The organism is Nonomuraea composti, from assembly GCF_012034275.1.
Classification (GTDB): Bacteria; Actinomycetota; Actinomycetes; order Streptosporangiales; family Streptosporangiaceae; genus Nonomuraea; species Nonomuraea composti.
Genome location: NZ_JAATEP010000015.1, coordinates 19329 through 45403 on the forward strand (window position 1 = coordinate 19329; position 26075 = coordinate 45403).

Consider the following 26075-nt stretch of genomic DNA (forward strand, 5'->3'; position numbering starts at 1 on the left):
GTCATGGGGACAGGCTTCCGTCGAGGGCGGGCATCACGGGAGGGGGCTTCCGTCGAGGGACATCAGGGCGTTGGGGCGGAAGCCGCGCCACTGGCGCCGGTTGCGCTGCAGGAACGTCCCGATGGGCTCCTGCCAGGTGTGGTGGGCGGCGGGGCCTCGGCGCAGGATGTACCCGAGCCCGTGCGTGCGGTAGATCTGCCCGCCGGCGGCCTGGAGCGCCTCCTGGAACTGCGTGTCCACCGAGCGCGGCAGCGGCCTGAACCCGCCCACCGCCTGGAACGCCGACCGCTCGACGAGGATCGTCCCGCCGGCCACGAAGCTGGTGATCTGCTCGGTGACCTGCTGCCGGTGCACGGTGACGTCGATGGAGGACAGGTAGACGAACTCGGGCACCGTGCCGACGACCTGCGCCCCCGAGTAGGAGTGCGCGAGCAGCAGGTCGGCGAGGAAGTCGGGCCCGTACCAGTCGTCGTCGTCCATCTTCAGCAGGAACGACCCGGAGGCCCTGGCGGCGGCCAGGTTCAGCACCTCGCCGAACACGGCCCGCCGGTCGGCCTCGAAGACGGTCAGTGGCCCGTCGAAGGCGGCGATGGCGGCGGCCACGTCCGGATGTCCCTGGGGCACGCCGTGCAGGGCGAGGATCACCTCCAGCGGGGCGCCGCGCTGGCGGGCGATCTGGCCGAGCGCGAACGCCACCATGTCCGTTCGGCGGGTGGCCAGCAGCACCGACGTGAGCGGGGGAGCGGGCGCGGGCGCGCCGAGCTGCTCCCAGCGGGCGGCCACGCCGTGGGTACGCAGCGCGGCGCGGCGCAGGCGGATGCTGTGCTCCTCGCGCCGCAGGTCGTCCGACAGGTCGGGGGCGCGGGTGAGCAGGTTCACGAGCTCGTCGCCGAGCGCGCCCGCCCAGCGCGGCACCGCCCGCGCCACCAGCGGCACCCCGGCGGCGCTCAGCCCGGCCAGCACCCGCACGGCGGCCAGCGGGCCGCTGTGCGCGTGCCGCCAGTCCACCTCGACGCCCCTGATCTGGCGCAGCCTGGCCACGTCGGCGTCGGTGACGCCGCCGGACTCGGCGAACGACGTGACGACCTTGCCGTCCAGCACCACCGACCAGCGCCCGTCACGCTCCTCCAGGGACGCCGTGCCGCGCGACGGCGTGGTGACGAAGCCCTGGGGGTTGACCAGCCGTTCGTCCACGGGCGGGATCATGGACGGCTCGGCGAGCACATCGGGGTCGGCGAGCGGGGAGTCCGCCATGCCGGGCCGGCCGAGCCGTTCCCAGCTCACAGCTTCCAGCGCGGGCCGCTCGACGGGCGTCTCGCCGCCGGCCCAGCCGCGCTCCCCGGTCTTTGAGGTGGTGGCGGCGTCACCCGAGGGGGCCAGGGCGTCCGCCGTGATCGTGCGCAGCACCACGTCGCCGCCGGGGGCGCCCACCCGCTCCGGGACGGGCCCGCTCACCTCGGCGGGCGTCGCGTTCGGATCGCCCGGCCGCCAGTCGGCCGCGCCGACGCCCGCGATCGCCGCCGCCGGGGCCGCGATCACGTCGAGGCGGTGCCCGGCGAACGCCCTGGCCACGGCCGTCACCGTACGGCCGGCGGGCGTGGCGGCGGAGAAACGCGCGTCCACCACCCAGACCCTGCTCTTCGGCTGGTACACCCGCAGGTCCGCGAGCGCCCGCCACCGGTGCGCGGGGGTGGGCGTGGGGACGGGCGCGGGGTGCGCGGGCGGCGTGTCGAGCACGGCGACGACCACCCTCTCGGCCTGCGGCAGCAGCTTGTGCAGGGTGGCGACCCTGCGCACGTCGGCGGGGGTCCTGGCGAGCACGAGCACGTCCTGGACGCGCTCCGGCTCGGCGGGCGGCTCCAGCAGGTGCCGGTCGAGGTCCACGGCGCCGTCCCGGCCGCTCACGGGGTTCCCGAAGTCGATTCCGGCGAGGAACACCCGGGCGCCGGGCAGCTCCGCCAGCAACCGCTCGATCATCCGGCGCTCCTGAAATGCCGCATGATCGAGTTCAGCGGCCCGCGCGGCTCCCGCTCGACGGGCTCACCGGGTGCCTCGCTGAGCCGTTCGACCTCGGCGGACAGCCGCTCCACCTCGGCCTTCAGCTTCCTGATCTCGGCCAGCCGCTCCCCGGCCAGCGCCCGCCACTTGGGATCCCCGCCCAGCGGCTCGGCCTCCGAGGCGGGCACGATGCCGTGCTCGGTGCCGCTGACCCACTCGGACCCGAACATCTCGTCCACCAGGTCGTCGGCCGCGCCGGGGAAGAGCGCGGCGCGGGCGAAGGCGGCCGTGCGCTCCAGCCGGGCGGCCACGACCCCGTCGGGGCCCTCCGCGAGCGCGACGCTGACCAGGCCGAGCAGGTCGCGCTCGGCGTGCCGGACGAGCCCGGCGAGCGTGCCGGCGCCGAGCACCCATCCGGCGGGCAGCGTGAGCAGGAAGGGCGCGGGCGCGGCGGAGCCGGGTGCGCTCTCCGCGAACTCGACGCGCGGCTCGTGCGCGTACAGGTTGTGCAGGAGCCGCAGGTCGAGGAGGGGGTCGTCGAGGTTCGAGCGCCGCTCGCCGGTCAGCTTGCCCCAGGGGCCGACGAGGGTGACCGCCGCGTCGGAGAGCGTGCCGGCCAGCGCCGAGTCCACGCCGGCGCGCGTCTCCTCGTACGTGGTGGCGCTCACCGCGACCCGCACGTACGGCACCAGCCAGTGGCGGCGCGGATGCGAGCGCAGCCAGCGCAGATCCGGAAGGTGGTCGCCCAGGTAGGACCAGTTGTGCCGGTGCACCTCCTTCTCGCGCAGCATCACGGTGGAGGGCCCGACGTGCCACGCCCTGGCGTCGGCGTCGGGGATGAAGACGGCGCCGGCCTGGGCCAGCCGGTAGCCGAGCTCGGTGTCCTCGGCCATGTTCAGGGCGGCGTTCACGCCGCCCGCCGCGCGCAGCAGGTCCGTGCGGACGGAGGAGGAGGCGCCGGTGTGCAGCAGGTAGGGGCTGCTGCCCGCGTTCCTGAGCCGGTCGGTGGAATCGAGGATCTTCCTGGTGTACGCGCTCTGGACGCCCTCCTCGCCCGGCGCGTCCACGAACCTCGTCTCGCCGATCACCACCGCGTAGTCGATGAGGTGATGCCAGCGCATGTGCGCCTCGATGTGGTCGTCGGCGAGGATCATGTCGGAGTCCAGCCAGTGGATCACGTCGCCGGTGGCCGCGAGCTGCCCGGCCTGCCGGGCCGCGCCGCGCCCCCACCCGTCGCCCACCCGGACGACCCGCGCCTCAGGGACGTGCAGCGGCGGCTCGCTGCCGTCGTCGGCGACGATCACCTCGACGAGTTCGGCCGGATACGTCTGCCGGGCGAGCGCCGGCACCGTGCGTTCGAGCGCTTCCTGGCAGTCGCGGGCGGGGATGACGACCGACACCTTCAGGCTGGGCCGCCACGTGCCGGGCTCGGGCGGGCGCAGCACGCCGTAGTCGTTGTGCCTGATCCGGGTCATACGCGGCCCTTCGCCAGTGCTCTGACCTCCTCGCGCAGCTCCTCCACCTCGCGGGCGCGGGCCATGGCGTTGACGCGGTCCTCGCCGAGCGAGGCCAGGATGGCGCCGAGGTCGTCGGCGCGCCGTGCGGCGGAGTCCTCGACGGCCTGCACGAGCACGTCGAGCCTGGTCTCGATGGTCTTCAGCGCGGCGGTGGTCCTGGCCAGCTCGGCCTCGTGCTTCTTGATCCGCAGGTCGATGCGGTGGGCCTTGCCGTCGATGCGGCGCACGGTGAGGAGGAGCAGGGCGAGCGCGGCCAGCGAGATCATGAACGCCGTGGCGGCCGCGGCGGCGCCGAGCGTGATCAGGTCGGCGAGTACGAGAAGCGCCAGCACGCCGAGGGCCAGCGCTGCGAGGGGTGCGGCGGTCGTCGCCAGTCGGCGGGGCGAGAGCATCCGCGCTTACCTTTCGTGGGTCACAACATGCAGGACATCGGAGGCTTCACGGACATCAGGGGAGTATTGACACCTTAATCAACATGGGACACCACCGTGCCATAAGTTCTCAAAGGTTCCCAGCCAATCATCAGCCTCAGGACCTGCATCACCTCTCCTGCCGAATCTGGCATGCGCGTCTACTCGCCAGTAAAACGGGCGTAAGGTAGGCGCCGATCACCTCTCGAAACGGTCAAGGAGCAGGATCACCCATGTCCGTCACCCCCTGCGGCTTCACGCGTACGCCGGAGAAGGGGCTGGCCCGCCTGCATTGGGCCGACACCGGCTGGGCCGTGGACGGCCAGCCGCTCGACGTGGCCGCGCTGCGCCCGCTGCGGGGCCTGGAGATCGAGTGGCCGGACCGGCCGGTGCCGCTCGACGGGCTGATGGAGCCCGCCGCCGCCGGGGTGCCGCTGACGGCCGATCATGCGCCGCCGTGGGTGCCGGACGCCCTCGCCGCGCTGCTCACCGACCGCGACTGGCTCGGCCACGCCGCCGACGGCACCGCGCGCTCGCTGGCCGACCTGCGCCGGGAGGAGCACAGCGTACGCCTGCGCCGCCTCGCCCACCCCGTCACCGCCCCGCACGTGAGCGCCCCGCATGTGAGCATCGTCATGGCGACCAAGCGGCCCGCCCTGGCCGGCCAGGCCCTCGCCCAGATGGAGCGGCAGCGGGACGTCCGCGCGGAGGTGCTGCTCGGGCTGCACGGGGTGCGGCACGAGCAGGTACGCGAGGCGGTCGCCTCCTGCTCGTTGCCGGTGCGGTGGGTCGAGGCGGACGCGGCCGTACCGTTCGGCGAGGTGCTGAACCGGGCCGCGGCCCTGGCGAGCGGTGACTATCTGGCGAAATGGGATGACGACGACTGGTACGGCCCCCGCCATCTGGCCGACCTGTTCATGGCGATGTCGTACAGCGGGGCCGACGTAGTGGGCACCACGGCGGAGTTCTTCTACCTGGAGCCCTTGAAGGCGACGGTGCGGCGGACGACGTTCGCGAGCGGGGCGAGTTATCCGAGCGAGGTCTGGGCCGATCATGTGGCGGGTGGCACGATCATGGTGTCGAGAGCCGAATTTCAGGAAATAGGCGGATTTCCTGGATTGCCGCGAGCGGTAGATCTCGAATTCTTGAAGGCGGCGCAAAAGGCGGGCGCGCGCGTCTACCGGACGCACGGGCTCGGCTACGTCCTGCGCCGTGGGCTCAGCGCCGACCACACCTGGCAGCTCCCGCTGGCCCACTTCCTCAAGGTGGCCGTGAACCAGTGGCGCGGCTTCCGCCCGAGCCTGCTGATGGAAGCCGCATGACCGTACGCGGCAGGGTGCGCGGGAACGACTACCGGGTGCTCGCCCCCGACGACCACCTCACGCCCCGGCTCACGGTCAGCGTCGTCATCCCGGCCTACGGCGGCCAGGACAAGCTCGACCTGGTGCTCGCGGCGCTGGCCAGGCAGACGTACCCGGCGGAGCTGACCGAGATCATCGTCGTCGACAACGGCAGCGCGCCGCCGCTGCGGCTGCCCGGCGGCACCTCCGCCAAGCTCGTCCGCTGCGAACGGCCGGGCCGCGCCGCCGCCCGCAACGCCGGCCTGGCGCGGGCCACCGGCGACGTCATCCACTGGCTCGACTCCGACGTGGTGCTCACCCCCGGCGCGATCGAGGCCCACATGCGCTGGCACCACGCCGCCCCGTACCTCGTCGTCACCGGCTACCTGCGCTTCACCGGCGCCGAGCTGCCCGCCGAGCTGCCCGACGACCTGGAGAAGCACTTCGAGCCGGCCGAGCCGCACACCTGGATCGTCGACCTGGTCGAGCGCACCGGCGGCCTCACCGACAACCCGCAGCGGCCCTTCAGCCTGCACGTCGGCGGCGCCACCTCGGTCAGCGCCCGGCTCGTCGAGGCCGCCGGGCCCATGGACGAGGAGCTGATCCTCGGCCAGGACACCGAGATGGGCTACCGGCTCGCGCAGGCGGGCGCCGTCTTCGTCCCCGAGCCCGCCGCCCGCGCCTACCACCTCGGGCCGACGATGCGCATGCGCGACAAGCAGCCCATCGACCGGGTCAGCCACGCGTTCGTCGCCGACCGCATCCCGGCCTACCGCTGGCTCAGGGGGCATCCCGGGCGGCAGTGGAAGGTCCCGTACGTCACGGTCGTCGTGGACGGCACGCGCGGCTACGACGCCGTGCGCACGACCGTGGACGCCGTGCTCGCCGGCACCGTGCCCGACGTGTCGGTGCTGCTCACCGGCCCCTGGTCCACCCTCGACCGCGACCCGCGCGCCCCGCTCCTCGACCCGAACCTGGAGCTGGTGCTCGTCCACGGCCACTACCGGCACGAGGGCCGGGTCCGCCTGGCCGAGACGGCCGACGTGGACCCCGCCGTCCCCTTCGTGCTGCGCCTGCCCGCCGGCTGGGCCCCCGGCGAGGACACCCTCGCCAGGCTGCTCGACCTGGCCCGCGACGACGGGCTCGGCCTCGTCAACGTCCTCCTCCACGAATCCGACGCCGACGGCGTGGTGTCGGCCCGGCTCGAACGCGCCTCCGCCTTCGCCAGGGCCCGTATCGTCGCCGGCCCCGGCGAGGACCTGGACGACGTGGTGGACGAGGTGTCCGGCGTCACCTGGGTCGAGGGCGAGACCTACGGGTTCACCACCGAGCCCGGGGTCCCGCAGGGGCGGCGGAGCGCGTACCGGGCGCGGGTGGAGGCGCAGGAGGAGGCGGCCAGGCTGGCCAAGGAGGCCGAGCGGCTGCGGGCGCAGGTCACCAAGTGGCGCGAGGAGGCCGCGCGGTGGCGCAAGTCCACCGTGGAGCTGCGCCGCGAGGTGGGCGCCCTGCGCCGCCAGCTCGCCGCCGTCAACCGGGCCCAGCAGGGGCTGCGCACCCTGGTGTCGACCACCATGAAACGCGCCCTGCGCAAACGCCTGCGCGGCTGACCCACGAACGCCTCTGGACGGCTGGCCCGCCGTCGTCCCGCGGCGGTGGGAGACAGCGCGCCGCCCGCGATCACGCCCCCCGCGCACACAAGTGCCCGCCCCGCACTCCCTGGGGCGCGAGGGGCGGGGCCGGCTTCAGGCGGCGCAGCGCCGTCAGCCGGGGTGCGGGGCGTCAGGTGGGGTGCGGGGCGTCAGTTGGGGTGCGGGGCGTCAGTTGGGGCGCAGGGCCGACTTCAGGCGGCGCAGCAACGACGTCTCCGCGGGCTCCACCGCCAGGGGCACCGGCGCGGCGGGCGGCGGAGCGGGGATGGTGACCGGCTCGGGCTGCGCGGGCGCCGGCCAGAACCGGTCCGGCGGCTCGTGCCGCACCCCGTGCGTGGCCGCGATGACCTCGTCGAGATCGTCGCCCGGCGAGGTGAGCAGGCACGCCCGCCCCAGGGCCGAGGTGCGTTCGAGCCGCGCCGTGCGCCCGTCCGGCAGATCCACGATCAGGACGCCGGTCAGGTCCTTCTGCACCGACTCGATCATGCGCTCCAGCGTGGCCCGGTGCAGCGGCACGTCCACCGGCCCCCGGTAGCGGAACGGGGTCGGCGCGGGCGTCGGGGCGGCCTCGTCGATCAGGCGGATGCGCTCGTCGTTGCCGAACAGGTCGCGCATGAGCCGCAGCTCGAAGCACGGGTCCGACAGGCCGAACCGCTCGGGCGAGAGCCGCGACCACGGCCCGACGAGCGTGACCACGACGTCCTGCAGCTTGCCGTCCAGCGCCGCCGCCACCGCCTGCCGCACCACCGACTCGCTGGTGTCGGTCACGTCGAGCACGATCTCCACGTACGGGACCAGCCACCGCCGCCCCCGGTCCTTGCGCAGGTCGCGGCGCAGCGGGATCCGGTGCGCCAGGTACGGCTCCACGGCCCGCACCGCCCGCTCCCGGTCGCGGTGCTGCGACGGCAGCCCCAGGTGCACGGCCTGGGCCTCCATGTCGGGCACGAACACCACCCCGTGCATGGCCAGCCGGTAGGAGAACTCGGTGTCCTCGCCGCGGATCACGGACGGATCGAGCCCGCCCACGGCGTGGAAGACCTCCCTGGGAAGGGCGAAGGTCGGGCCCGTGCACACGTGGTACGGGTTGCGGCTCTTGCGCAGCCCGTCCGTCTTGGCGATCGTCGCCTCGGTCGAGCTCGGCACGGCGGTGTCGAGGCCGAACAGCTCTCCCAGGTGTCCCGCCCGGAAGACCTGCTCGGGGGTGACGTGCGGCGGCTCGACGAACTTCTTCATGCCGATCGTGACCAGGTAGTCGGTCACGTGGTGCCAGCGGGCCAGCGCCTCGACGTGCTCGCGGCAGGCCACCATGTCGGAGTCGAGCCGCTGGATGATCTCGCCGTCGGCGGCCTTCGCGCCGGTGTTGACGGCGTTGGAGATGCCCCAGCCGTCCTCGACCCGGATGAGGCGGGTGCCCGCCGGGCGGATCTCCGGCAGCCGGATCGGCGGCCGGCTGCCGTCGTCGACGACCAGGACCTCCATGAGGTGTGCCGGGTACGTCTGCGCGGCCAGCGCGGCGAGCGTCAGGTCGAGCTTGTCCTGCCCGCCGTGCGCGGGTATCACCACGCTCACGGAAAGGGCGGGTGACCAGGCGCCGAGCCGCGGTGCCACCACTGGTGAATAGTCGTTCTGCCTCAGAGCAGGACGCGCGTTCATGGTCATGACCCCCTGCCGAGACCTTATCGGGAGATGCTGAGCATTTCCTGAATAGTGCCCCTGTCCAATGGACGAGTCCGACCCGTGGACGCGGCTCCGCGCCACGTGCGCGCACCCCGTACACTCGGTGCCCAACAGCGCAGGTAGGGAGTCATCAATGAGCAGGTCGTGGCGTGGCCTCATCGAGGAGTACCGCGAGCGTCTTCCGGTCACCGCGAAGACGCCGGTCATCACGCTGCTCGAGGGCGGCACGCCGCTGGTGCCCGCGCACCGCGTCTCGGCCCTCACGGGGTGTGACGTCTACCTGAAGGTCGAGGGGGCCAACCCGACGGGCAGCTTCAAGGACCGCGGGATGACGATGGCCATCAGCAAGGCGGTCGAAGAGGGGGCCAAGGCGGTCATCTGCGCCTCCACCGGCAACACCTCGGCCTCGGCCGCCGCCTACGCCGTCCGCGCGGGGCTGACCTGCGCCGTGCTGGTGCCGCGGGGGAAGATCGCCATGGGCAAGCTGGCCCAGGCGCTCGTTCACGGTGCCACGCTGCTGCAGGTCGAGGGGTCGTTCGACGACTGCCTGGAGATGACGCGCAAGCTGTCGTCCAGCTATCCGATCGCCCTGGTCAACTCCGTCAACCCGTTCCGGCTGCAGGGGCAGAAGACGGCGGCGTTCGAGATCGTCGACGCGCTCGGCGACGCGCCCGACATCCACTGCATCCCGGTGGGCAACGCCGGCAACATCTCGGCGTACTGGATGGGTTACCAGGAGTACGCCGAGGACGGCGTGTCGACGAAGCGGCCGCGCATGTTCGGCTTCCAGGCCAGCGGCGCGGCGCCGATCGTCGGGGGAGCGCCGGTCGCCCACCCGCACACGATCGCCACCGCCATCCGCATCGGCAACCCCGCCTCCTGGTCGCTGGCCACCGCGGCCCGCGACGACTCCGGCGGGGTGATCCAGGCGGTGACCGACCGGCAGATCGCGGCCGCGTACAAGCTGCTCGCGCAGGAAGAGGGCGTGTTCGTGGAGCTGGCGTCGGCCGCCAGCGTCGCGGGCTTGCTGCAGGCGCACGCGCAGGGCATGGTGGAGGCGGGGCAGCGCATCGTCTGCACGGTCACGGGCAACGGTCTGAAGGACCCTGACTGGGCCATTTCGGGGGCACCCGCGCCGGTGGTCATCCCCATCGACGTCCACGCCGCCGCGGCGGCGCTCAACCTCGCCTGACGGGGATTGACGAGGGAAAAGTGAACGAATGACGACGGTTGACATTCGCGTGCCCGCGACGTCGGCGAACCTGGGGCCGGGTTTCGACGCGCTCGGGCTCGCGCTGAGCCTCCACGACGAGGTGCGCGCCACGCTCACCGGGGAGCGCGGCGCCCACGTCACCGTGGAGGGCGAGGGCGCGGGGGAGGTGGACACCGGCGAGGGGCACCTGGTCGTCAAGGCCATGCGCATGGCGTTCGATCGCATGAAAGTTCCCCAGCCGGAAGGCATACGCCTGCACTGCCTCAACCGCATCCCGCACGCACGGGGGCTGGGATCGTCGTCGGCGGCCGTGTGCGCGGGCATTCTCGCCGCGCGCGCTTTGGCCGAGAGCGAACTGTCCGGCGAGCTTTCCGAGAGCCTTTCGGACGACGACGTCTACGCGCTGGCCACCGAGATGGAAGGGCATCCCGACAACGTCGCCCCCTGCCTGGCGGGCGGGCTGACCGTTTCGTGGTCCGACCACGACGGGCTGCCGCATATGGTGAAACTGGCTCCCGACCAGCGCATCCGTCCGGTCGCCCTGGTCCCTTCGACCCGGCTGTCCACGGAGGCCGCCCGAGGGCTGCTGCCGAAGGACGTGCCCCACAAGGACGCCTCCTTCAACGCCGGCAGGGCCGCGTTGCTGATCGCCGCGCTGACCCAGCGGCCCGAGCGAGGGCTCCTGCTCGCCGCCACCGAAGACCGCCTCCACCAGCACTACCGCGCGCCTGCGATGCGGGCCAGCGCGGATCTGGTAGAACGTCTCCGTGCAGTGGGCGTGCCCGCGGTCGTTTCGGGAGCGGGTCCCACGGTTCTTGCGTTTTCGACCTCGGATACGCAGGATTTGATCGCGCCAGAAGTGGGTAATGACTGGCACATCCAGCTAATGGACGTCGACCCGGTTGGTGCGAACGTTCAGTTCCCCGAGACACGCTGATGCCTCTTTAGACCTTCAGGGAATAGCCGTGTGCGCTGGTGATGTTAGGCTGATAGCCGCACCAGATGCCCCCTTGGTGGGTGCGTGCTTGTCAGCCACACATCGCTGCATCATGCTTCACGTCGCGAGGCGGAAGCAGCGCGGCTGTCTCCCCGGAATCCGTTGCCTCCGGTTGGCCCACACCCGGTTGGCTCGACGTGAGGTGGCGACGACGGGGATCTGCGCGTTCGAATCACATCGACATCTGGTTGGCGACAGCAATCTGGGGGGTGTCAGCCACGCGCCAAGGGCCATCGGCGGCGTGGAAGAACCCCTCCCCAAGAGTGGCGGCCGTCTCCATCGACAGCCGAAGATCGCAAAGTGCACCCCGACCCGGTCTGTCCCGCCGGATCGCAAGCACCTCCGGGACGCCCGGAAGAACAAATCCGGCGCCCGACCCCTGGGAAGGACCTTTTAGTTGAGCGACACCACCGAACTCCTCTCCGACGCATCAGGCGCTGAGCCGGCGTCCGGCGACACCCCCACCCGCGCAGCGGCCAAGCCGCGTGCGCGTCGCTCCGGCACCGGCCTGTCCGCCAAGGTGCTGCCCGAGCTGCAGAAGATGGCAGCTGAGCTGGGCATCAGCGGGACCGGGCGCATGCGGAAGAGCCAGCTCATCGCGGCCATCCAGGAGAAGCAGGGTGGCGGTTCCGGAGACGGCGCACCGACGGCCACGGCCGTGACAGAGTCGCCCGCCCCGACGGCGGAGGCGGCGCCCGCGGCCGAGCGGCCCACCCGTACGCGCAGGGAACGTTCCCGCACCAAGGCCGCCGACAAGCCCGCTGAGGAGACCGCTCCGCAGCCGGCCGACGTGGCCTCCGCGCCGCCCGTGGCCGCCGCGCCCGAGCCGGTCGCCGCCGCTCCGGCGGAGACCGTCGTGGAGCAGCAGGCCCCGCCGGCGGAGACGCAGCAGGGCGAGTCGCGCTCCGAGCGCGGCGAGAGCCGGCGCGAGCGCCGCAGCCGCGGCGAGCGCCGCGAGCGCGGCGACCGCGGCGGCGACCGCGCGAGTGACCGTGGCGGCGACCGCGGTGAGGGCGGCCGCGCCGAGAGCAGCCGCGACGGGGGCCGTGACGGCGTCCGCGACGGTTCCCGTGACGGCCGTGACGGTTCTCGTGACGGTTCACGTGACGGCTCTCGTGATGGTGGCCGCGGCGAGCGCGACCGCATCGCCGCCGACTCCGGCAGCCGCGCCGACCAGCGCGGCGACCAGCGGGGCGGCGACGACGACGACCGCGGCGGGCGCAGCCGCAGGGGCCGCTTCAGGGAGCGCAACCGCGGCCGCGGCCGCGAGCGTTTCGAGGCGGGCGAGCCGGTCATCGGCGACGACGACGTGCTCATCCCGATCGCCGGCATCCTCGACATCCTCGACAACTACGCCTTCGTCAGGACCAGCGGCTACCTGCCGGGCAGCAACGACGTCTACGTCTCGCTCGCCCAGATCCGCCGCAACGGCCTGCGCAAGGGCGACGTCATCACCGGCGCCGTCCGGCAGCCGCGCGAGGGCGAGCGCCGCGAGAAGTTCAACGCCCTGGTCCGCCTCGACACCGTCAACGGCATGGACCCGGAGCAGGCCCGCAACCGGCCCGACTTCAACAAGCTGACGCCGCTCTACCCGCAGGAGCGCCTGCGCCTCGAGACCGAGCCGAACATCCTCACCACGCGGATCATCGACCTCGTCTCGCCGATCGGCAAGGGCCAGCGCGGCCTCATCGTCTCCCCGCCCAAGGCCGGTAAGACGATGGTGCTGCAGGCCATCGCCAACGCGCTCACCCGCAACAACCCCGAGTGCCACCTCATGGTCGTGCTCGTGGACGAGCGGCCCGAAGAGGTCACCGACATGCAGCGGTCGGTCAAGGGCGAGGTCATCCACTCGACCTTCGACCGTCCCGCCGAAGACCACACCACGGTCGCCGAGCTCGCCATCGAGCGCGCCAAGCGCCTGGTGGAGCTGGGCCACGACGTCGTCGTGCTGCTCGACTCGATCACCCGTCTCGGCCGCGCCTACAACCTGGCCGCGCCGGCGTCCGGGCGCATCCTGTCGGGTGGTGTCGACTCCACGGCGCTCTACCCGCCCAAGCGCTTCTTCGGCGCCGCCCGCAACATCGAGAACGGCGGCTCGCTGACGATCCTCGCCACGGCCCTGGTCGAGACCGGGTCCAAGATGGACGAGGTCATCTTCGAGGAGTTCAAGGGCACCGGCAACATGGAGCTCAAGCTCAACCGCTCCCTGGCCGACAAGCGCATCTTCCCCGCGGTGGACGTCGACGCGTCCAGCACCCGTAAGGAAGAGATCCTCATGGCCAAGGAAGAGCTGCAGATCGTCTGGAAGCTGCGGCGCGTCCTGCACGCGCTCGACATGCAGCAGGCGCTGGAGCTGCTTCTGGAGAAGATGAAGGAGACGAAGTCCAACGCGGAGTTCCTCCTCCAGGTCCAGAAGACCACGGTGAGCAACGACCGCGACTAGCGTCCGCGCTCAAGGGGGTGGCAGGTTCTCCTGCCGCCCCCTTTCGCGTGCCCGGGGGGTGGAGCTAGCCCCACCCCCCCGGAAGGTTGCCTGCCGTATTCCCGCCGCGCCGCCGCCAGGGGACGCTGTCGTCATGCGGACGGTGGCGTTGAAGGATCGCGTGCCGTTGGGGCCGATGGGGCCGCTCGGCGTGCTGGTGGACCCGATGACGTGGTGGGCGGTGCCGTACCTGCTGGTCAGCGGGGTGGTCGGGCTGGCGTGGTACTTCGTGCTGGCCGTGCACAGCCCCGTGGGCGGGCCCACGGTCGTGCGCGCGGAGCTGCCGTGCGAGTGGTAGCGAAGGGGCATGCGCGTCGTCGTCGCGGAGGGCTCCGTACTGCTGCGTGCGGGGCCGGCCCGGCTGCTCGCGGACGGGGGCGTCGAGACCGTCGCGGCCGTCGGCGACGGGCCCGCGCTCGTGGCCGCCGTATCCGAGCACGAGCCGGACCTGGCGATCGTCGACGTCCGCATGCCGCCCACGCACACCGACGAGGGCCTGCGGGCGGCGCTGCGGGCCCGCGCGGCCCGGCCCGGCTTCCCGATCCTGGTGCTGTCGCAGTACGTCGAGGAGCGCGACGCGGGCGACCTCATCGGCCCCGCCGTCGGCTACCTGCTGAAGGAGTCGCCCGCGAGCGCGAGGTGCTGGCCCTGATGGCCGAGGGCCGCTCCAACACCGCCATCGCCGCCCGCCTGGTCGTCACCGAGGGCGCCGTGGAGAAGCACGTCTCCGGCATCTTCACCAAGCTCGCCTCGGGCCCCGCCCCGGAGGACCACCGGCGCGTGCTCGCGGTGCTCACCTACCTCGGACGGTGACCCGTGGGGAATGGCCGATGGCCTTGGATGGTTACACGATCTGGCACACTGGTAGCTGACCATTTTGCGGTTCCGGTTCACGCCATGCGTGAAGGCGACCCGGCGGCCGCACCCCGAAAGGACAGCGATGAAGCGCGACATCCACCCCGACTACCACGTGACGCAGGTCTCCTGCTCCTGCGGCAACACGTTCACCACCCGTAGCACCGCCAAGAACGGCGTCATCCACGCCGACGTGTGCTCGGCCTGCCACCCGTTCTACACGGGCAAGCAGAAGATCCTCGACACCGGCGGCCGGGTGGCCCGCTTCGAGAAGCGCTTCGGCAAGAAGGCCACGGGCAAGTAGCTCCACCCACGCCGGCCCGGACGCACCCCGGTGCGCCCTGGGTCGGCGTTGTTGGTGAAACGGCCATCTCTTCAGAAAAAGGACCCACGGTGAACCTCGACGAGTTGCTCAAGGAGTATTCCGAGCTGGAGCTGCAGCTCGCCGACCCCGCCGTGCACGCCGACCAGAACAAGGCCCGCACGCTCGGCCGGCGCTACTCCCAGCTCACCCCGATCGTCGGCACCTACCGCGAGCTCGAAGCGGCCCGCGACGACCTGACGGCCGCCAAGGAGCTGGCCGGCGAGGACGAAGGGTTCGCCGCCGAGGCCGCCGAGATCGAGGAGCGCATCCCGCAGCTCGAGGAGAAGCTCAGGCACCTGCTCATCCCGCGCGATCCCAACGATGACAAGGACATCATCATGGAGATCAAGGCGGGCGAGGGCGGCGAGGAGTCCGCGCTGTTCGCGGGCGACCTGCTGCGCATGTACCTGCGCTACGCCGAGCGGCTCGGCTGGAAGACCGAGATCATCGACAGCCAGCCCTCCGACCTGGGCGGATACAAAGACGTCACGGTCGGCATCAGGGCCAAGGGTGACGAAGGCGTCTGGTCGCGGCTGAAGTACGAAGGCGGCGTGCACCGCGTGCAGCGGGTGCCCGTCACCGAGTCGCAGGGCCGCATCCACACCAGCGCCGCCGGCGTGCTCGTCTACCCGGAGGCGGAGGAGGTCGACGTCCAGATCGACCCCAACGACCTGCGCATCGACGTCTACCGCTCCAGCGGCCCCGGCGGCCAGAGCGTCAACACCACCGACTCCGCGGTGCGCATCACCCACCTGCCCACCGGCGTCGTCGTCTCGTGCCAGAACGAGAAGAGCCAGCTCCAGAACAAGGAGTCGGCCCTGCGCATCCTGCGCGCCCGGCTGCTGGCCATCGCCCAGGAGGAGGCCGAGGCCGCCGCCCAGGCCGAACGCAAGTCGCAGGTCCGCACCGTCGACCGCTCCGAACGTGTCCGCACCTACAACTTCCCGGAAAACCGCATCTCCGACCACCGCGTCGGCTTCAAGGCGTATAACCTCGACCAGGTTCTCGACGGCGAGCTGAACGCCGTCACCCAGGCCCTCATCGACGCCGAAATGGCGGAGAAGCTCGCACAACACTCATGACATTTCTGCTGGACGAGATCGCGCTCGCCACCGCCCGGCTCGCCGAGGCAGGCGTCCCTTCGCCGCGCACCGACGCGGAGGAGATAGCGGCGTTCGTCCACGGCGTGCGCAGGAGCGAGCTCCACACCGTCAAGGACTCCGAGTTCGACGCGTTGTTCTGGGAGGGCGTCGCCCGGCGCGAGGCCCGCGAGCCGCTGCAGCACATCACCGGCCACGCCTACTTCCGCTACCTCGAGCTGGCGGTCGGGCCCGGCGTGTTCGTGCCGCGCCCCGAGACCGAGGTGATGGCCGGCTGGGCCATCGAGACGCTGCGCGAGATGGACGTCAACGCGCCCCTCGTCGTCGACCTCGGCACCGGTTCCGGCGCGATCGCGCTGTCCATCGCCCAGGAGGTGGCGCTGGCCGAGGTGCACGCCGTGGAGGTCGACCCGGCGGCCTACACCTGGGCCAAGCGCAACATCTCCGAGCTCGGCCAGGGCCGCACCCACCTGCACCCCGAAGACCTCGCCGAAGCGCTGCCCGAGCTCAACGGCAAGGTCGACCTGGTCATCTCCAACCCGCCGTACATCCCGCCGGGCGCGATCCCGCGCGACCCCGAGGTGCGCGACTACGACCCCTCCAGAGCCCTGTACGGCTCCGGCGACGACGGGCTCGGCGAGGTGCGCGCCGTCGAGCGTACCGCCCGCCGCCTGCTGCGCCCCGGTGGCTGGGTGGCCGTCGAGCACGCCGACGAGCAGGGCAGGGCCGTCTACCTGACCTTCCCCGAGGACAACGGCTGGCGCGACGTACGCCTGCGCCAGGACCTCACCAGAAGAGACCGCTTCGTCACGGCCCGGCTGGGCCAGGACTAGGATGACGCCGTGGCACGACGCTTTGACTGCTCCGATCCCGACCAGCGCACCGTTGCCCTGATGGAGGCCGCCGCGGCCGTGCGCCGCGGAGACCTCGTGGTGCTGCCGACCGACACGGTCTACGGCATCGGCGCCGACGCCTTCACCCCCGACGCCGTCAAGGCGCTGCTCGACGCCAAGGGCCGCGGACGCGACATGCCGCCGCCCGTCCTCGTGGGCACCGTCAGAGCCGCCACAGCGCTCGTGGACGACCTGGGGCCCTACGGGCAGGACCTCATCGACGCCTTCTGGCCGGGGCCGCTCACGCTCGTCTGCAAGGCCAACAGGGCCCTTTCGTGGGACCTGGGCGACACCAAGGGCACGGTGGCCGTCCGCATGCCGCTCCACCCGGTCGCCCTCGACCTGCTCAAGGAGACCGGCCCCATGGCCGTCTCCAGCGCCAACCGCTCCGGCGCGCCCGCCGCCACCACCGCCGCCGAAGCCGAGGAGCAGCTCGGCGACTCCGTCGAGGTCTACCTCGACGGCGGCAAGACCACCGACAACACCCCCTCCACCATCCTCGACCTCACCACCGCCGTGCCCCGCCTCCTGCGGCGCGGCGCCATCCCCGTCGAGAAGCTGCGCGGCATCATCGGCTACGTCGCCACCGACGACTGACGTATACCCGCTGCTTATGCCGGGTGCGATCCCGCCCGGGCCATGATTACGGTGAGGCCCGGAGCGGCGATACGTCCGGGAGCGGCCCATGGGCAAGTACGACGGCATGGATCCCCAGCTGGTCCGCGACCTGCTGGCCGAGGTGAAACACGCGGCCACCGAAATGCGCACCGCCGAGGACCGCGTCAGGGCCACCCTGCAACGCGCCGGCCTGTCCGTCACCGCCGCCCAACGGCCCGTCCAGGTGGCCGACCTGGCGGGCAAGATGGTCAAGGACGTCAACGCGCGCCTCGCCGTCCTGGAAAAACGCGCCGACCCGCCGCCTAGGGCCGGGGCTGGGGACGAGTCCAAGGATGCGCGTGGGGGGCGGGGGCGGTTCGACGATCCACGCGGTGAGGACGGGAAGACGGGCTCGGACCGAACCCCGGACACTGACGGGAAGACGGGCTCGGACCGAACTCCCGACACTGACGGGAAGACCGGCTCGGACGGCAAGACGGGCTCAGAGGGGAAGACGGGCTCGGACGGCAAGACCGGCTCCGATGGGAAGACGGGCTCGGACGGCAAGACCTGCGATGACGCGGGACGTACCGGGACCGAGGGCAAGACCGGGGATCAGCCTGCGGACACGCCCAAGGACGACGACCTGGGCAGCAGGCGCGATCACGGAAGCGAAACGGACCGCGGCGTCACCGATCCGCCCGCCAAGGACACGAACCCACCCGCCACGGACGGCCAGGGCTCTTCGGACGGCCAGGACGCCGCAGAGGTACAGGACCCCACCAAGCCTCGCGTCGTGGTGGTCGACGGAGTGAAGGTCCTCCAGGTCCCGCTCGACGCACCCCAGGCGGCGGTCATCGAGGACATGCTGGAACACCCGGAGAAGGTGCAACCAGCCGAAATGCCCCACCTCCCCGCCGACGGCACAGACACGAACGCCACGCATGTCAACGGCGGAGCGGGCGCCGGCAGCGACGTGATCTCCGCCGACGCCCATCCCCCGACCCTCGACGCCCTCGAAACGGTCATCGAGGACCACAGGCAGATCGCCCCTCAGGACATGCCCGGCGTGCAGGTCCCGGACGGCGAGTACGGCAAGGGCGAATGGGCCGAACGCGACATCCGTCCCGACGGCCCTGCGGGCTCGATCGACGCGAACAACCCGACCACAGGCACAGAATCGACCCTGTACGGCGGCCCCGACGCCAGCTCACCATCGAGCGGCAACTCGGGCACGGGGTCAATGCCAGACGGCGGCTCCAGTACGGGGTCGGTGCCGGGCGACGGCTCGGACACAGGGTCGCTGCCGGACGGTAGCGCGGGCACGGGGTCGCTGCCGGACGGCGGCTCCGGTACAGGGTCGGTGCCGGGCGATGGCTCGGCCACTGGGGCGGCAGGCGGCGCCGCGACGCCGGGCGATGGCGGGTGCGGCTCGGACACGAACACACCGGCCCAGCCGGCCGGCGACCGGCCAGCGGACGACCAGCCCGCAGGCGACCGGGCAACAGGCGATCAGCCCACGGGCGACCGGCCCGAGCAGGGGTCCGGTGGCCGGGGCGAGCCCGTCGCCATCCCGCCGACCAACCCCGCCGAGACCCCCACCGGCACCTCCGACACGCCAGGCACCGCCCCAGAGGGAAGCCAGGGCAGCGAGGCCGGCCAGGACGGCGGGGGCGGGCACGCCGGCGGGGCTGGGCAGGGCGGCGGCGCCGGGGTGCCCGTGCCGGGGCAGGCGGAGGACGGCTACGGAGCGGGCTCGGCATCGCAGCCCCAGGGCAGCGGCGGCGCGGAATCCGCGTACAACTTCCCGATCGCCTACGACGTGGAGCCCGGCTACGACACGACGGCAGGCGTGACGGCGAGCGTGACGGCGGACGCCGCATCGGACGTAACGGCGGGTGCGATGCCGGATGCGGCCGCAGGAGTCACGGTGGACGTGCCAGCGGGCGCAAGAGCGGACGTCGTGGCGGACGTGCCCGTGGACGCACTGGTGGACGTGACGGCCGGTGCGGTGACGGACGTGACGGCTGGGCCGATGCCGGACGGGGCCGCGGGAGTCGTGGTGGACGTGCGGGCAGGGGCGCTGACGGATGTGACGGTGGGTGTGGCAGGCGACCTGCCCGCCGGCGCCGCGGCCGGCCTGTCGATCGACGCGACGGCTGACGTGGCGGCCGACATGACGGCCAACGTGGCAGCCGACGTGACGGCCGACGTGACGGCCGGGGCCGAAGCGGGGGTGTGGGGGGATGGCGGGGGTGAGGTCGTCACGGGCGATGCCACCCCACCGACGCTCGACGCTCTGCGAACGGTCATGGACCACCACCGCGACATCCAGCCCCAGCCCATGCCCTCCGTCCAGATCCCCCCGGGTGAGTACGGCCACGGCCACTGGGCGCCGGAGGACGTCGGGCCGGACGGCCCGCCGGGGACGATCGAGCCGGGGGCAGGAGAGCCGGGGGCAGGAGAGTCGAGGGCAGGAGAGTCGAGGGCGGGCGAGCCTATGCGCTCGGAGAGGGGGACGTGATGTACGCCGATCCGCCGGCCCCCAGGGCGAGGGGGCGGAACGAGGCGCCGCCGCCCGCTCCCACCGGCCCCGACGGCGTGCAGCATCCGTGGCGGTTCAACCCCGACTACACCAAGCTGGTCGAGGCGTGGGAGGAGGTGCTGCCGCGGCTGGAGACGTTGAGCACGGCCCTGGACAAGGCGTATTCGCTGGCCAGGAGCCCGCAGACGTGGGATGCGCCGGTGGGGGAGCGGTACGTGGAGGACATCAGGGAGTGGCGGAGGAGTCTGGCGCTCTACCGGCATGCGGTGCTGACGGCGATCAGTGACGCGGCGGAGGACACGCCGCGGTGGGTGCGGACGACGGATGTGCCGCAGCCTTTCTGGTGAGATGAATTTTCCGGGAATCTCCGGTTTCTGGGAAAAACGGACATTAGGGCGTACTGTGGAGAAATGGGTGCGCAACCCTACTACGGTCCGGACTTCGGAATGTTGCGGAGCCGGGATCCCGAGATCGCGCAGATCCTGATCGACGAGCTCGACCGGGCTCGCGCCGGGATCCAGCTCATCGCGAGCGAGAACTTCACCTCGCCCGCCGTGCTGGCCGCGCTGGGCTCCACCCTCACCAACAAGTACGCCGAGGGCTACCCGGGCCGGCGCTACTACGGCGGCTGCGAGGTCGTCGACCGGGCGGAGCGGCTGGCGGTGGAGCGGGCGCGCGCCCTGTTCGGGGCCGAGCACGCCAACGTCCAGCCGCATTCGGGCGCCTCGGCGAACCTGGCCGCCTATGCCGCCCTGCTCCAGCCGGGCGACACGATGCTGGCCATGGCGCTCCCGCACGGCGGCCATCTGACGCACGGCTCGAAGGTGAACTTCTCGGGAAGATGGTTCGACGTCGTGTCGTACGGGGTGCGGCGCGACACCGAACTGATCGACCTCGACGAGGTCCGGGATCTGGCGTTGCGGCACCGGCCGAAGCTCATCGTGTGCGGCGCGACGGCGTACCCGAGGTTGATCGACTATCAGGTCTTCCGCGGCATCGCGGACGAGGTGGGGGCGTGGCTGCTGGCCGACGTGGCGCATCCGGTGGGGCTGATGGCGGGCGGGGCGATCCCGTCGGCGGTGCCGTACGCGGACGTCGTGACGTTCACGACGCACAAGACGCTGCGCGGGCCGCGCGGCGGCGCGATCCTGTGCACGGGCGAGCTGGCGGGGAAGATCGATCGGGCGGTGTTCCCGTTCGTGCAGGGCGGGCCGCTGATGCACGTGGTGGCGGCGAAGGCGGTGGCGTTCGGGGAGGCGATGCGTCCGGAGTTCGCCGGTTACGCGCGGCAGGTGGTGGCGAACGCGCGGACGCTGGCGGACGCGCTGGCGGCGGAGGGGATGCGGGCCGTGTCCGGCGGGACGGACACGCATCTGGCGCTGATCGACCTGCGCGGGCTGGGCGTCTCGGGGGCGGAGGCGGAGCGCAGGTGCGCGGCGGCGGGGATCACGCTGAACCGCAACGCGGTCCCGTACGACCCGGAGCCGCCCGCGGTCACGTCGGGGATCCGGGTCGGGACGCCCTGCGTGACCACTCAGGGGATGGGGCCCCAGGAACTCAAGGAGATCGGCTCGCTCGTGACCCGGGCGGTGCGGTATCCGGGCAGCTCAGAGGAGGTCAGGGAAAGAGTTGCGGCTCTTCTCGCCATCCATCGTCCATATCTCAGCGAATATTAAGCGGTTCTGTGTCGATTTCCGGTCACAGCTGGCCGGAGCATCCGGGAAACTAGGTTCGTGCGCGAATACCTGTTCATGGCGCTCATCTCGGCGGCGGTCACGTATCTGCTGGTCCCGCTGGTGCGCCGCTTCGCCATCCGTATCGGCGCCATGCCCGAGGTTCGCGAGCGCGACGTGCACACCACGCCGACGCCCAGGCTGGGCGGCCTGGCGATGTACGGCGGCCTGGTCGTCGGCCTGCTGACCGCCCAGCAGCTCACCCACACGGGCGAGGCGCTGGCCGGCTACGACGCCGACGTGGTCAAGGCCCTGATCGTGGCCGGCGGGCTGATCACGGTGACGGGGTTCCTCGACGACTGGTGGGGCATGGACGCCTTCATCAAGCTCGGCGGGCAGATCGCGGCGGCGGGGGTGCTGGTCGCCTTCAACCTGCGGCTGCTCTACATCCCGCTGCCGAAGGACTGGGGCGGCTCGACCAGCCTCGACTACACGCTCAGCACGGTCATCACGATCCTGGTCGTGGTGGTGACGATCAACGCGGTCAACTTCGTCGACGGGCTCGACGGGCTCGCGGCGGGCATCGTCTGCATCGCGGCCATGGCCACGTGGGCGTACTCGATCTTCCTGGCGCAGAGCATGAGCGCCGGCAACATCACCACGACCGCCGCCATCGCGGCCGTGCTCATCGGCACCTGCCTGGGGTTCCTGCCGCACAACTTCCACCCGGCCAAGATCTTCATGGGTGACACGGGGGCGATGCTGATCGGCCTGGTGCTCGCCTCCTCGATCGTGACGGTGACGCCGCTCGACCCGGCCGCCATCGAGAGCGTGAACAAGGTGGGTGTGCTGCTGCCGCTGATGCTGCCGGCGGCGGTGCTGGTCCTGCCGCTGATCGACCTCATCACCGCCGTGGTGCGCCGCACCTCGCAGGGGCTGTCGCCGTTCGCCCCCGACCGCGGCCACCTGCACCACCGGTTGCTCGACATCGGCCACTCGCAGCGCCGCTCGGTGCTGATCATGTACGCGTGGGCGTTCCTGTTCGCCTTCGGCGTGGTGCTGCTGGCGCGCGTGGGTGTGCCGGTGCTGTGGTTCCTGGTGGTCATCGTCCTGGCGCTGGCCGTGCTGGTGCTCATGGCCGCCCCGCGCTGGCGGGGCAGGGGCGGGGCGCACTCCGCGCAGCGCAACAAGCAGCCCGACAACGACGACGGCCCGCCCACCGGCCCGATGCCGCCGATCCTGCCGGATACGCAGGTCAGAAGACCGCAGATGCCACCCGCCGACGGGTCGTCCCGCGAGCGCGCGACGGCCGAGGGCAATCCGGTCATTCCCGTCTTCCCGAGCCGTCCGTGATGCCGTCCTTGATCGGGAACTAGAAACGGCAGGTAAAAGCGGTCTTCCGTGAGCTTGTGATATCTTTCACGAGCAGGGACTCCAGACTTACCGGTTCTGGAGGTAGCAAACGCTCGCTTGATAACTCGTTGATGGAGCACCGATGCAGGCCAACGACGTGCGCGTACTCAAAGGCGCCGCGATCCCGACCGCGCTGGTTGGAGTGGTCGCCGTGGTCGTGGCGTTCCTGATGGCTGAGGGCAAGGGAGCGCTCGGCGCCGCCATCGGCGCTTTGCTCGTCGGGGTTTTCTTCAGCATCAGCGTGGTAGCGGTGTCCTATGCCGCCCGCGTCTCCCCGCAGATGATGGCGATCGCCGCGATGCTGAGCTACCTCGTCAAGGTCGTCGCCATCACGATCGTGCTCAGCGTCTTCGGTGACACCACGGCCTGGAATTCCAAGGCTTTCGCCTGGTCGGTCGTGGTCTGCACGCTCGTCTGGACGGGCTTCGAAGTACGCGGCTTCATCAAGACCAAGATGTTTTACGTCGACCCCGAAGCCAAGGTCCCCGGTAAGGGCGACTCATGAGGCTGGTTCATGGACGGGGTCCGATATGACTAGTCCTCTACTCGCCTGCTATCGTCAGGGCCGCGATGAGCGCACAGGAACGCCGACCGGAAGAAGACGGTCGCGACTTCGCCGATGCCATGTGGTCGATCCCCAGCTATCTGCTCGCCGGGATGATCGTCTATGGCGCGATCGGCTGGTTGCTGGACCGGTGGCTCGACACGTCCGCGTTCTTCCCCATAGGCACCGTCCTGGGGCTGATGCTTGCCGGCTATCTGGCCTACCGGAAGTTCTCTCGCTAGTCCGACGTAGCGAAAACTTCGCCGAGGAAACCCTTGTGATCCACTACGACGTTGAAGGGAACGCCGCGTGATTACGCTGACGGCCCCAGCCCACGGCGACGAGTTCACCGCGCCGACGCCGAACGAACTCTTCGACCTGCCTCCGATCATTCCCGGGGTCGAATGGTTCACCAAGCCGGTCCTGCTGGCCGTTCTCAGCGCGATCCTGGTGATCGGCCTGACCTGGGCCGCCTTCTCCAAGCCGAAGCTCGTGCCCCGGGGCATGCAGAACGTCGTCGAGTACGGCTACATGTTCGTCCGTGACCAGGTCGCCCGCCCGTTCCTGGGCAAGGACGCCGACCGGTTCATGGGCCTGCTGGTGACGCTGTTCTTCCTGGTCCTCGTCTGGAACCTGGCGGGCGTCGTGCCCATCGCCCAGTTCCCGGTGGCCTCGCACATCGCCTTCCCGGCGGTGCTCGCGATCTCGATCTACGTGCTCAAGATCTGGCTCGGCGTCAAGCACCAGGGCCTGGGCGGCTACTTCAAGAACATGATGTTCCCCCCGGGGCTGCCCAAGGCGATCTACGTGCTGCTGTCGCCGATCGAGTTCCTCTCGAACATGATCATCGCGCCGTTCACGCACGCCGTCCGACTCTTCGCCAACATGTTCGCCGGGCACATGCTGCTCGCGTTCTTCAGCATGGTCGGCTTCTGGTTCCTGTTCGAGAAGCTCACGCCGCTGGGCGCCCCTGTCGGCATCGTCGGTGTGGTCATGACGATCATCTTCACCGGCTTCGAGATCTTCATCCAGTTCCTGCAGGCATTCCTCTTCGCGATGCTGGCATCGATGTACATCGGTGGCTCCTTGCACGCAGAACACTGAGAACCACATACCGGAATATCCATGACCGGTGAGACTCCGCTTCACCGGCCGTCCAGTAAAGGAATAACAGTAATGAGCGTTCTCGCTGAGGTCTCCGGCAACGTCACCGCCATCGGTTACGGTCTCGCCGCCATCGGCCCCGGCATCGGCGTCGGCATCATCTTCGGTCAGGGCGTGCAGGCCATCGCCCGCCAGCCGGAGGCGTACGGCCTGATCCGCCAGAACATGCTCCTCGGCTTCGTCCTCACCGAGGCCCTCGCCCTGATCGGTCTGGTCGCGCCGTTCCTCTTCGCGAACCTCTAAAGACCAGAAGAATCCCTGACGAAAGGCTGCACCAATGAAACTGGCAGCTACGCTCCTCGCGGCGGAGGAGGGTGAGTTCAACCCGCTCCTCCCGCACACGTACGAGCTCGTCGTCGGTATCTTCGCGTTCCTCGTCGTCTTCTTCGTCGTCGGCAGGATGCTCGTCCCGCGTATCCAGAAGACGCTGGCCGAGCGGACCGACGCGATCGAGGGCGGCATCAAGAGGGCGGAGGAGGCCCAGGCGGAGGCTCAGGCCCTGCAGCGGCGCTACTCCGAGCAGCTCGAAGAGGCCCGTCGCGACGCGGCCAGGCTGCGCGAGGAAGCTCGCGAGCAGGCCGCGCAGATCAAGGCCGAGCTTCGCGAGGAGGCGCAGGCGGAGGCCCGCCGCCTCGTCGAGGCCGCGCACGCGCAGATCGAGGCCGACCGCCAGGCGGCCTTCGCCCAGCTCCGCACCGAGATCGGTCGCCTGTCGACCGAGCTGGCAGGCCGCATCGTCGGCGAGTCCCTCGAGGACGAGGCCCGCCAGAGCCGGATCGTGGACCGGTTCCTCGACGAGCTGGAGAGCTCCAACGCGCAGGCGGTGCGCTGATGCGCGGTTTGAGCAGGACCTCGCTGGCCGGAGTCGAAGAGCGCTTCAACGCGGTCGCCGGTAGTGCCGACCTCGGTTCGCTCTCCGACGAGCTGTTCGCGGTCGCGGATCTGCTCGACCGCGAGCACGGCCTGCGCCGCGCCCTGTCCGACCCGGCCAGGGCGGCCGAGCAGAAGGCGGGCGTCGTGCGCTCGCTGCTCGACGGCAAGGTGAGCGCCGCGGCCCTGGCCACCGCCGAGGCCGCGGTCTCGGCCCGGTGGTCCCGGGCCGGCGACCTGGCCGACGTGCTCGAACGGCTCGGCGTCGTCGCAGCGGCGGCGGAGGCGGAGAGCCAGAACAGGCTCGACGAGGTGGAGGACGAGCTCTTCCGCTTCGGCCGCATCGTCGCCGCCAACCCCGAGCTGCGCCGCGCGCTCGCCGACGCGGCCGCCCCCGAGGAGGGCAAGCGCGAACTGCTGCGCAACCTGCTCGAGGGCAAGGTCGCCCCGTCCAGCCTGCGCCTGATCACGCAGCTGGTGGTGCACCCGCGTGGGCGTAGCCTGGAAAGTGGCCTGGAAGAGGTCGGTCATCTCGTGGCGCAGCAGCGCCAGCGCCTCGTGGCGGTGGTGCGCAGCGCGGTCGAGCTGACCGCGGCGCAGAAGGAGCGCCTCGCAGCCTGGCTGCGCACCTCCTACGGGCGTGACGTGCACCTGAATGTCGAGGTGGACAAGCGAGTGCTCGGTGGGTTCTCGGTCCGCATCGGCGACGAGATCATCGACACCACCATTGTGGGACGAATCGAAGAAGTCCGCCGCCGGTTGGCCGGCTAGGCG

24 protein-coding genes and 1 pseudogene are annotated in these 26075 nt (G+C 71.2%); 21 read left to right on the top strand and 4 right to left on the bottom strand.

What is annotated here, in order from left to right; all coding sequences use genetic code 11:
- Positions 1 to 33: 33 nt before the first annotated feature.
- The 3 genes from HCN51_RS21910 to HCN51_RS21920 are packed head-to-tail and all read right to left on the bottom strand — an operon-like array spanning position 34 to position 3907.
- Positions 34 to 1977 (bottom strand): glycosyltransferase, encoded by a 1944-nt coding sequence (locus HCN51_RS21910; RefSeq protein ID WP_168011372.1) that lies wholly within the window; start codon positions 1975 to 1977, stop codon positions 34 to 36.
- Positions 1974 to 3473, bottom strand: coding sequence for a glycosyltransferase family 2 protein (locus HCN51_RS21915; RefSeq protein ID WP_168011373.1), 1500 nt, complete (start codon positions 3471 to 3473; stop codon positions 1974 to 1976). The genes HCN51_RS21910 and HCN51_RS21915 overlap by 4 nt, the downstream gene beginning before the upstream one ends.
- A complete protein-coding gene (locus HCN51_RS21920) occupies positions 3470 to 3907 on the bottom strand; it encodes a hypothetical protein (RefSeq protein WP_080042522.1) in 438 nt (145 codons plus the stop codon). Before HCN51_RS21920 ends, HCN51_RS21915 begins: the two co-directional genes overlap by 4 nt.
- A gap of 251 nt (positions 3908 to 4158) precedes the next feature.
- Between HCN51_RS21920 and HCN51_RS21925 the strand changes: the two genes are divergently transcribed.
- Both HCN51_RS21925 and HCN51_RS21930 read left to right on the top strand, forming a co-directional pair.
- Positions 4159 to 5247 (top strand): glycosyltransferase family 2 protein, encoded by a 1089-nt coding sequence (locus HCN51_RS21925; protein WP_168011374.1) that lies wholly within the window; start codon positions 4159 to 4161, stop codon positions 5245 to 5247.
- On the top strand, positions 5244 to 6872 hold the full coding sequence (locus tag HCN51_RS21930; RefSeq protein WP_168011375.1) for a glycosyltransferase family 2 protein: 1629 nt from the start codon (positions 5244 to 5246) through the stop codon (positions 6870 to 6872). Before HCN51_RS21925 ends, HCN51_RS21930 begins: the two co-directional genes overlap by 4 nt.
- 210 nt (positions 6873 to 7082) lie before the next feature.
- Here the strand turns inward: HCN51_RS21930 and HCN51_RS21935 are convergent, their stop codons facing one another.
- Positions 7083 to 8483 carry a glycosyltransferase family 2 protein gene (locus HCN51_RS21935; RefSeq protein ID WP_346433739.1) on the bottom strand — a complete coding sequence of 467 codons (1401 nt, stop codon included), beginning with the start codon at positions 8481 to 8483 and terminating at the stop codon, positions 7083 to 7085.
- A gap of 241 nt (positions 8484 to 8724) precedes the next feature.
- Here HCN51_RS21935 and thrC point away from each other — a divergent pair, with 241 nt between their 5' ends.
- The 19 genes and pseudogenes from thrC to HCN51_RS22030 all read left to right on the top strand — a co-directional run bounded on the left by thrC (position 8725) and on the right by HCN51_RS22030 (position 26072).
- Positions 8725 to 9783: a threonine synthase gene (gene thrC / locus HCN51_RS21940; RefSeq protein ID WP_080042519.1), complete on the top strand. Its 1059-nt coding sequence runs from the start codon at positions 8725 to 8727 to the stop codon at positions 9781 to 9783.
- A 28-nt stretch (positions 9784 to 9811) separates the two neighbouring features.
- A complete protein-coding gene (thrB, locus tag HCN51_RS21945) occupies positions 9812 to 10741 on the top strand; it encodes a homoserine kinase (protein WP_168011377.1) in 930 nt (309 codons plus the stop codon).
- 457 nt (positions 10742 to 11198) lie between these two features.
- Positions 11199 to 13244 carry a transcription termination factor Rho gene (gene rho / locus HCN51_RS21950; protein WP_168011378.1) on the top strand — a complete coding sequence of 682 codons (2046 nt, stop codon included), beginning with the start codon at positions 11199 to 11201 and terminating at the stop codon, positions 13242 to 13244.
- A gap of 133 nt (positions 13245 to 13377) precedes the next feature.
- Positions 13378 to 13581 (top strand): hypothetical protein, encoded by a 204-nt coding sequence (locus HCN51_RS21955; protein ID WP_168011364.1) that lies wholly within the window; start codon positions 13378 to 13380, stop codon positions 13579 to 13581.
- Between the two features lie 9 nt (positions 13582 to 13590).
- Positions 13591 to 14096 (top strand): annotated as a pseudogene (locus tag HCN51_RS21960) (response regulator transcription factor).
- A gap of 127 nt (positions 14097 to 14223) precedes the next feature.
- The gene (rpmE, locus tag HCN51_RS21965) at positions 14224 to 14442 is read left to right on the top strand and encodes a 50S ribosomal protein L31 (RefSeq protein ID WP_043616312.1); all 219 of its coding nucleotides are present in this window, start codon (positions 14224 to 14226) and stop codon (positions 14440 to 14442) included.
- 89 nt (positions 14443 to 14531) lie between these two features.
- Entirely contained in the window at positions 14532 to 15584 is a 1053-nt protein-coding gene (gene prfA, locus HCN51_RS21970) for a peptide chain release factor 1 (RefSeq protein ID WP_168011379.1), read from the top strand.
- On the top strand, positions 15581 to 16435 hold the full coding sequence (gene prmC / locus HCN51_RS21975) for a peptide chain release factor N(5)-glutamine methyltransferase (protein ID WP_080042514.1): 855 nt from the start codon (positions 15581 to 15583) through the stop codon (positions 16433 to 16435). The genes prfA and prmC overlap by 4 nt, the downstream gene beginning before the upstream one ends.
- A 9-nt stretch (positions 16436 to 16444) precedes the next feature.
- On the top strand, positions 16445 to 17092 hold the full coding sequence (locus tag HCN51_RS21980; RefSeq protein ID WP_168011380.1) for an L-threonylcarbamoyladenylate synthase: 648 nt from the start codon (positions 16445 to 16447) through the stop codon (positions 17090 to 17092).
- Positions 17093 to 17180: 88 nt separating this feature from the next.
- Complete coding sequence (locus HCN51_RS21985) at positions 17181 to 19616, top strand: hypothetical protein (protein WP_168011381.1); 2436 nt, start codon at positions 17181 to 17183, stop codon at positions 19614 to 19616.
- Positions 19616 to 19984, top strand: a complete 369-nt coding sequence (locus tag HCN51_RS21990) for a hypothetical protein (RefSeq protein ID WP_080047197.1) — start codon at positions 19616 to 19618, stop codon at positions 19982 to 19984. Before HCN51_RS21985 ends, HCN51_RS21990 begins: the two co-directional genes overlap by 1 nt.
- 63 nt (positions 19985 to 20047) lie before the next feature.
- On the top strand, positions 20048 to 21313 hold the full coding sequence (locus HCN51_RS21995; protein ID WP_168011382.1) for a serine hydroxymethyltransferase: 1266 nt from the start codon (positions 20048 to 20050) through the stop codon (positions 21311 to 21313).
- 57 nt (positions 21314 to 21370) lie between these two features.
- The gene (locus tag HCN51_RS22000; protein WP_168011383.1) at positions 21371 to 22663 is read left to right on the top strand and encodes an MraY family glycosyltransferase; all 1293 of its coding nucleotides are present in this window, start codon (positions 21371 to 21373) and stop codon (positions 22661 to 22663) included.
- A gap of 142 nt (positions 22664 to 22805) precedes the next feature.
- Positions 22806 to 23228 carry a Cg1360 family ATP-synthase-associated protein gene (locus HCN51_RS22005; protein WP_168011384.1) on the top strand — a complete coding sequence of 141 codons (423 nt, stop codon included), beginning with the start codon at positions 22806 to 22808 and terminating at the stop codon, positions 23226 to 23228.
- Between the two features lie 65 nt (positions 23229 to 23293).
- A complete protein-coding gene (locus tag HCN51_RS22010; protein ID WP_230465544.1) occupies positions 23294 to 23509 on the top strand; it encodes an AtpZ/AtpI family protein in 216 nt (71 codons plus the stop codon).
- A gap of 67 nt (positions 23510 to 23576) precedes the next feature.
- On the top strand, positions 23577 to 24371 hold the full coding sequence (atpB, locus tag HCN51_RS22015) for a F0F1 ATP synthase subunit A (RefSeq protein WP_168011385.1): 795 nt from the start codon (positions 23577 to 23579) through the stop codon (positions 24369 to 24371).
- A 72-nt stretch (positions 24372 to 24443) separates the two neighbouring features.
- Positions 24444 to 24674, top strand: coding sequence for an ATP synthase F0 subunit C (gene atpE / locus HCN51_RS22020; RefSeq protein ID WP_103955992.1), 231 nt, complete (start codon positions 24444 to 24446; stop codon positions 24672 to 24674).
- 34 nt (positions 24675 to 24708) lie between these two features.
- Positions 24709 to 25263, top strand: coding sequence for a F0F1 ATP synthase subunit B (locus tag HCN51_RS22025; RefSeq protein ID WP_206067440.1), 555 nt, complete (start codon positions 24709 to 24711; stop codon positions 25261 to 25263).
- Positions 25263 to 26072 carry a F0F1 ATP synthase subunit delta gene (locus HCN51_RS22030; RefSeq protein WP_168011386.1) on the top strand — a complete coding sequence of 270 codons (810 nt, stop codon included), beginning with the start codon at positions 25263 to 25265 and terminating at the stop codon, positions 26070 to 26072. The genes HCN51_RS22025 and HCN51_RS22030 overlap by 1 nt, the downstream gene beginning before the upstream one ends.
- The last annotated feature ends 3 nt before the right edge of the window (positions 26073 to 26075 follow it).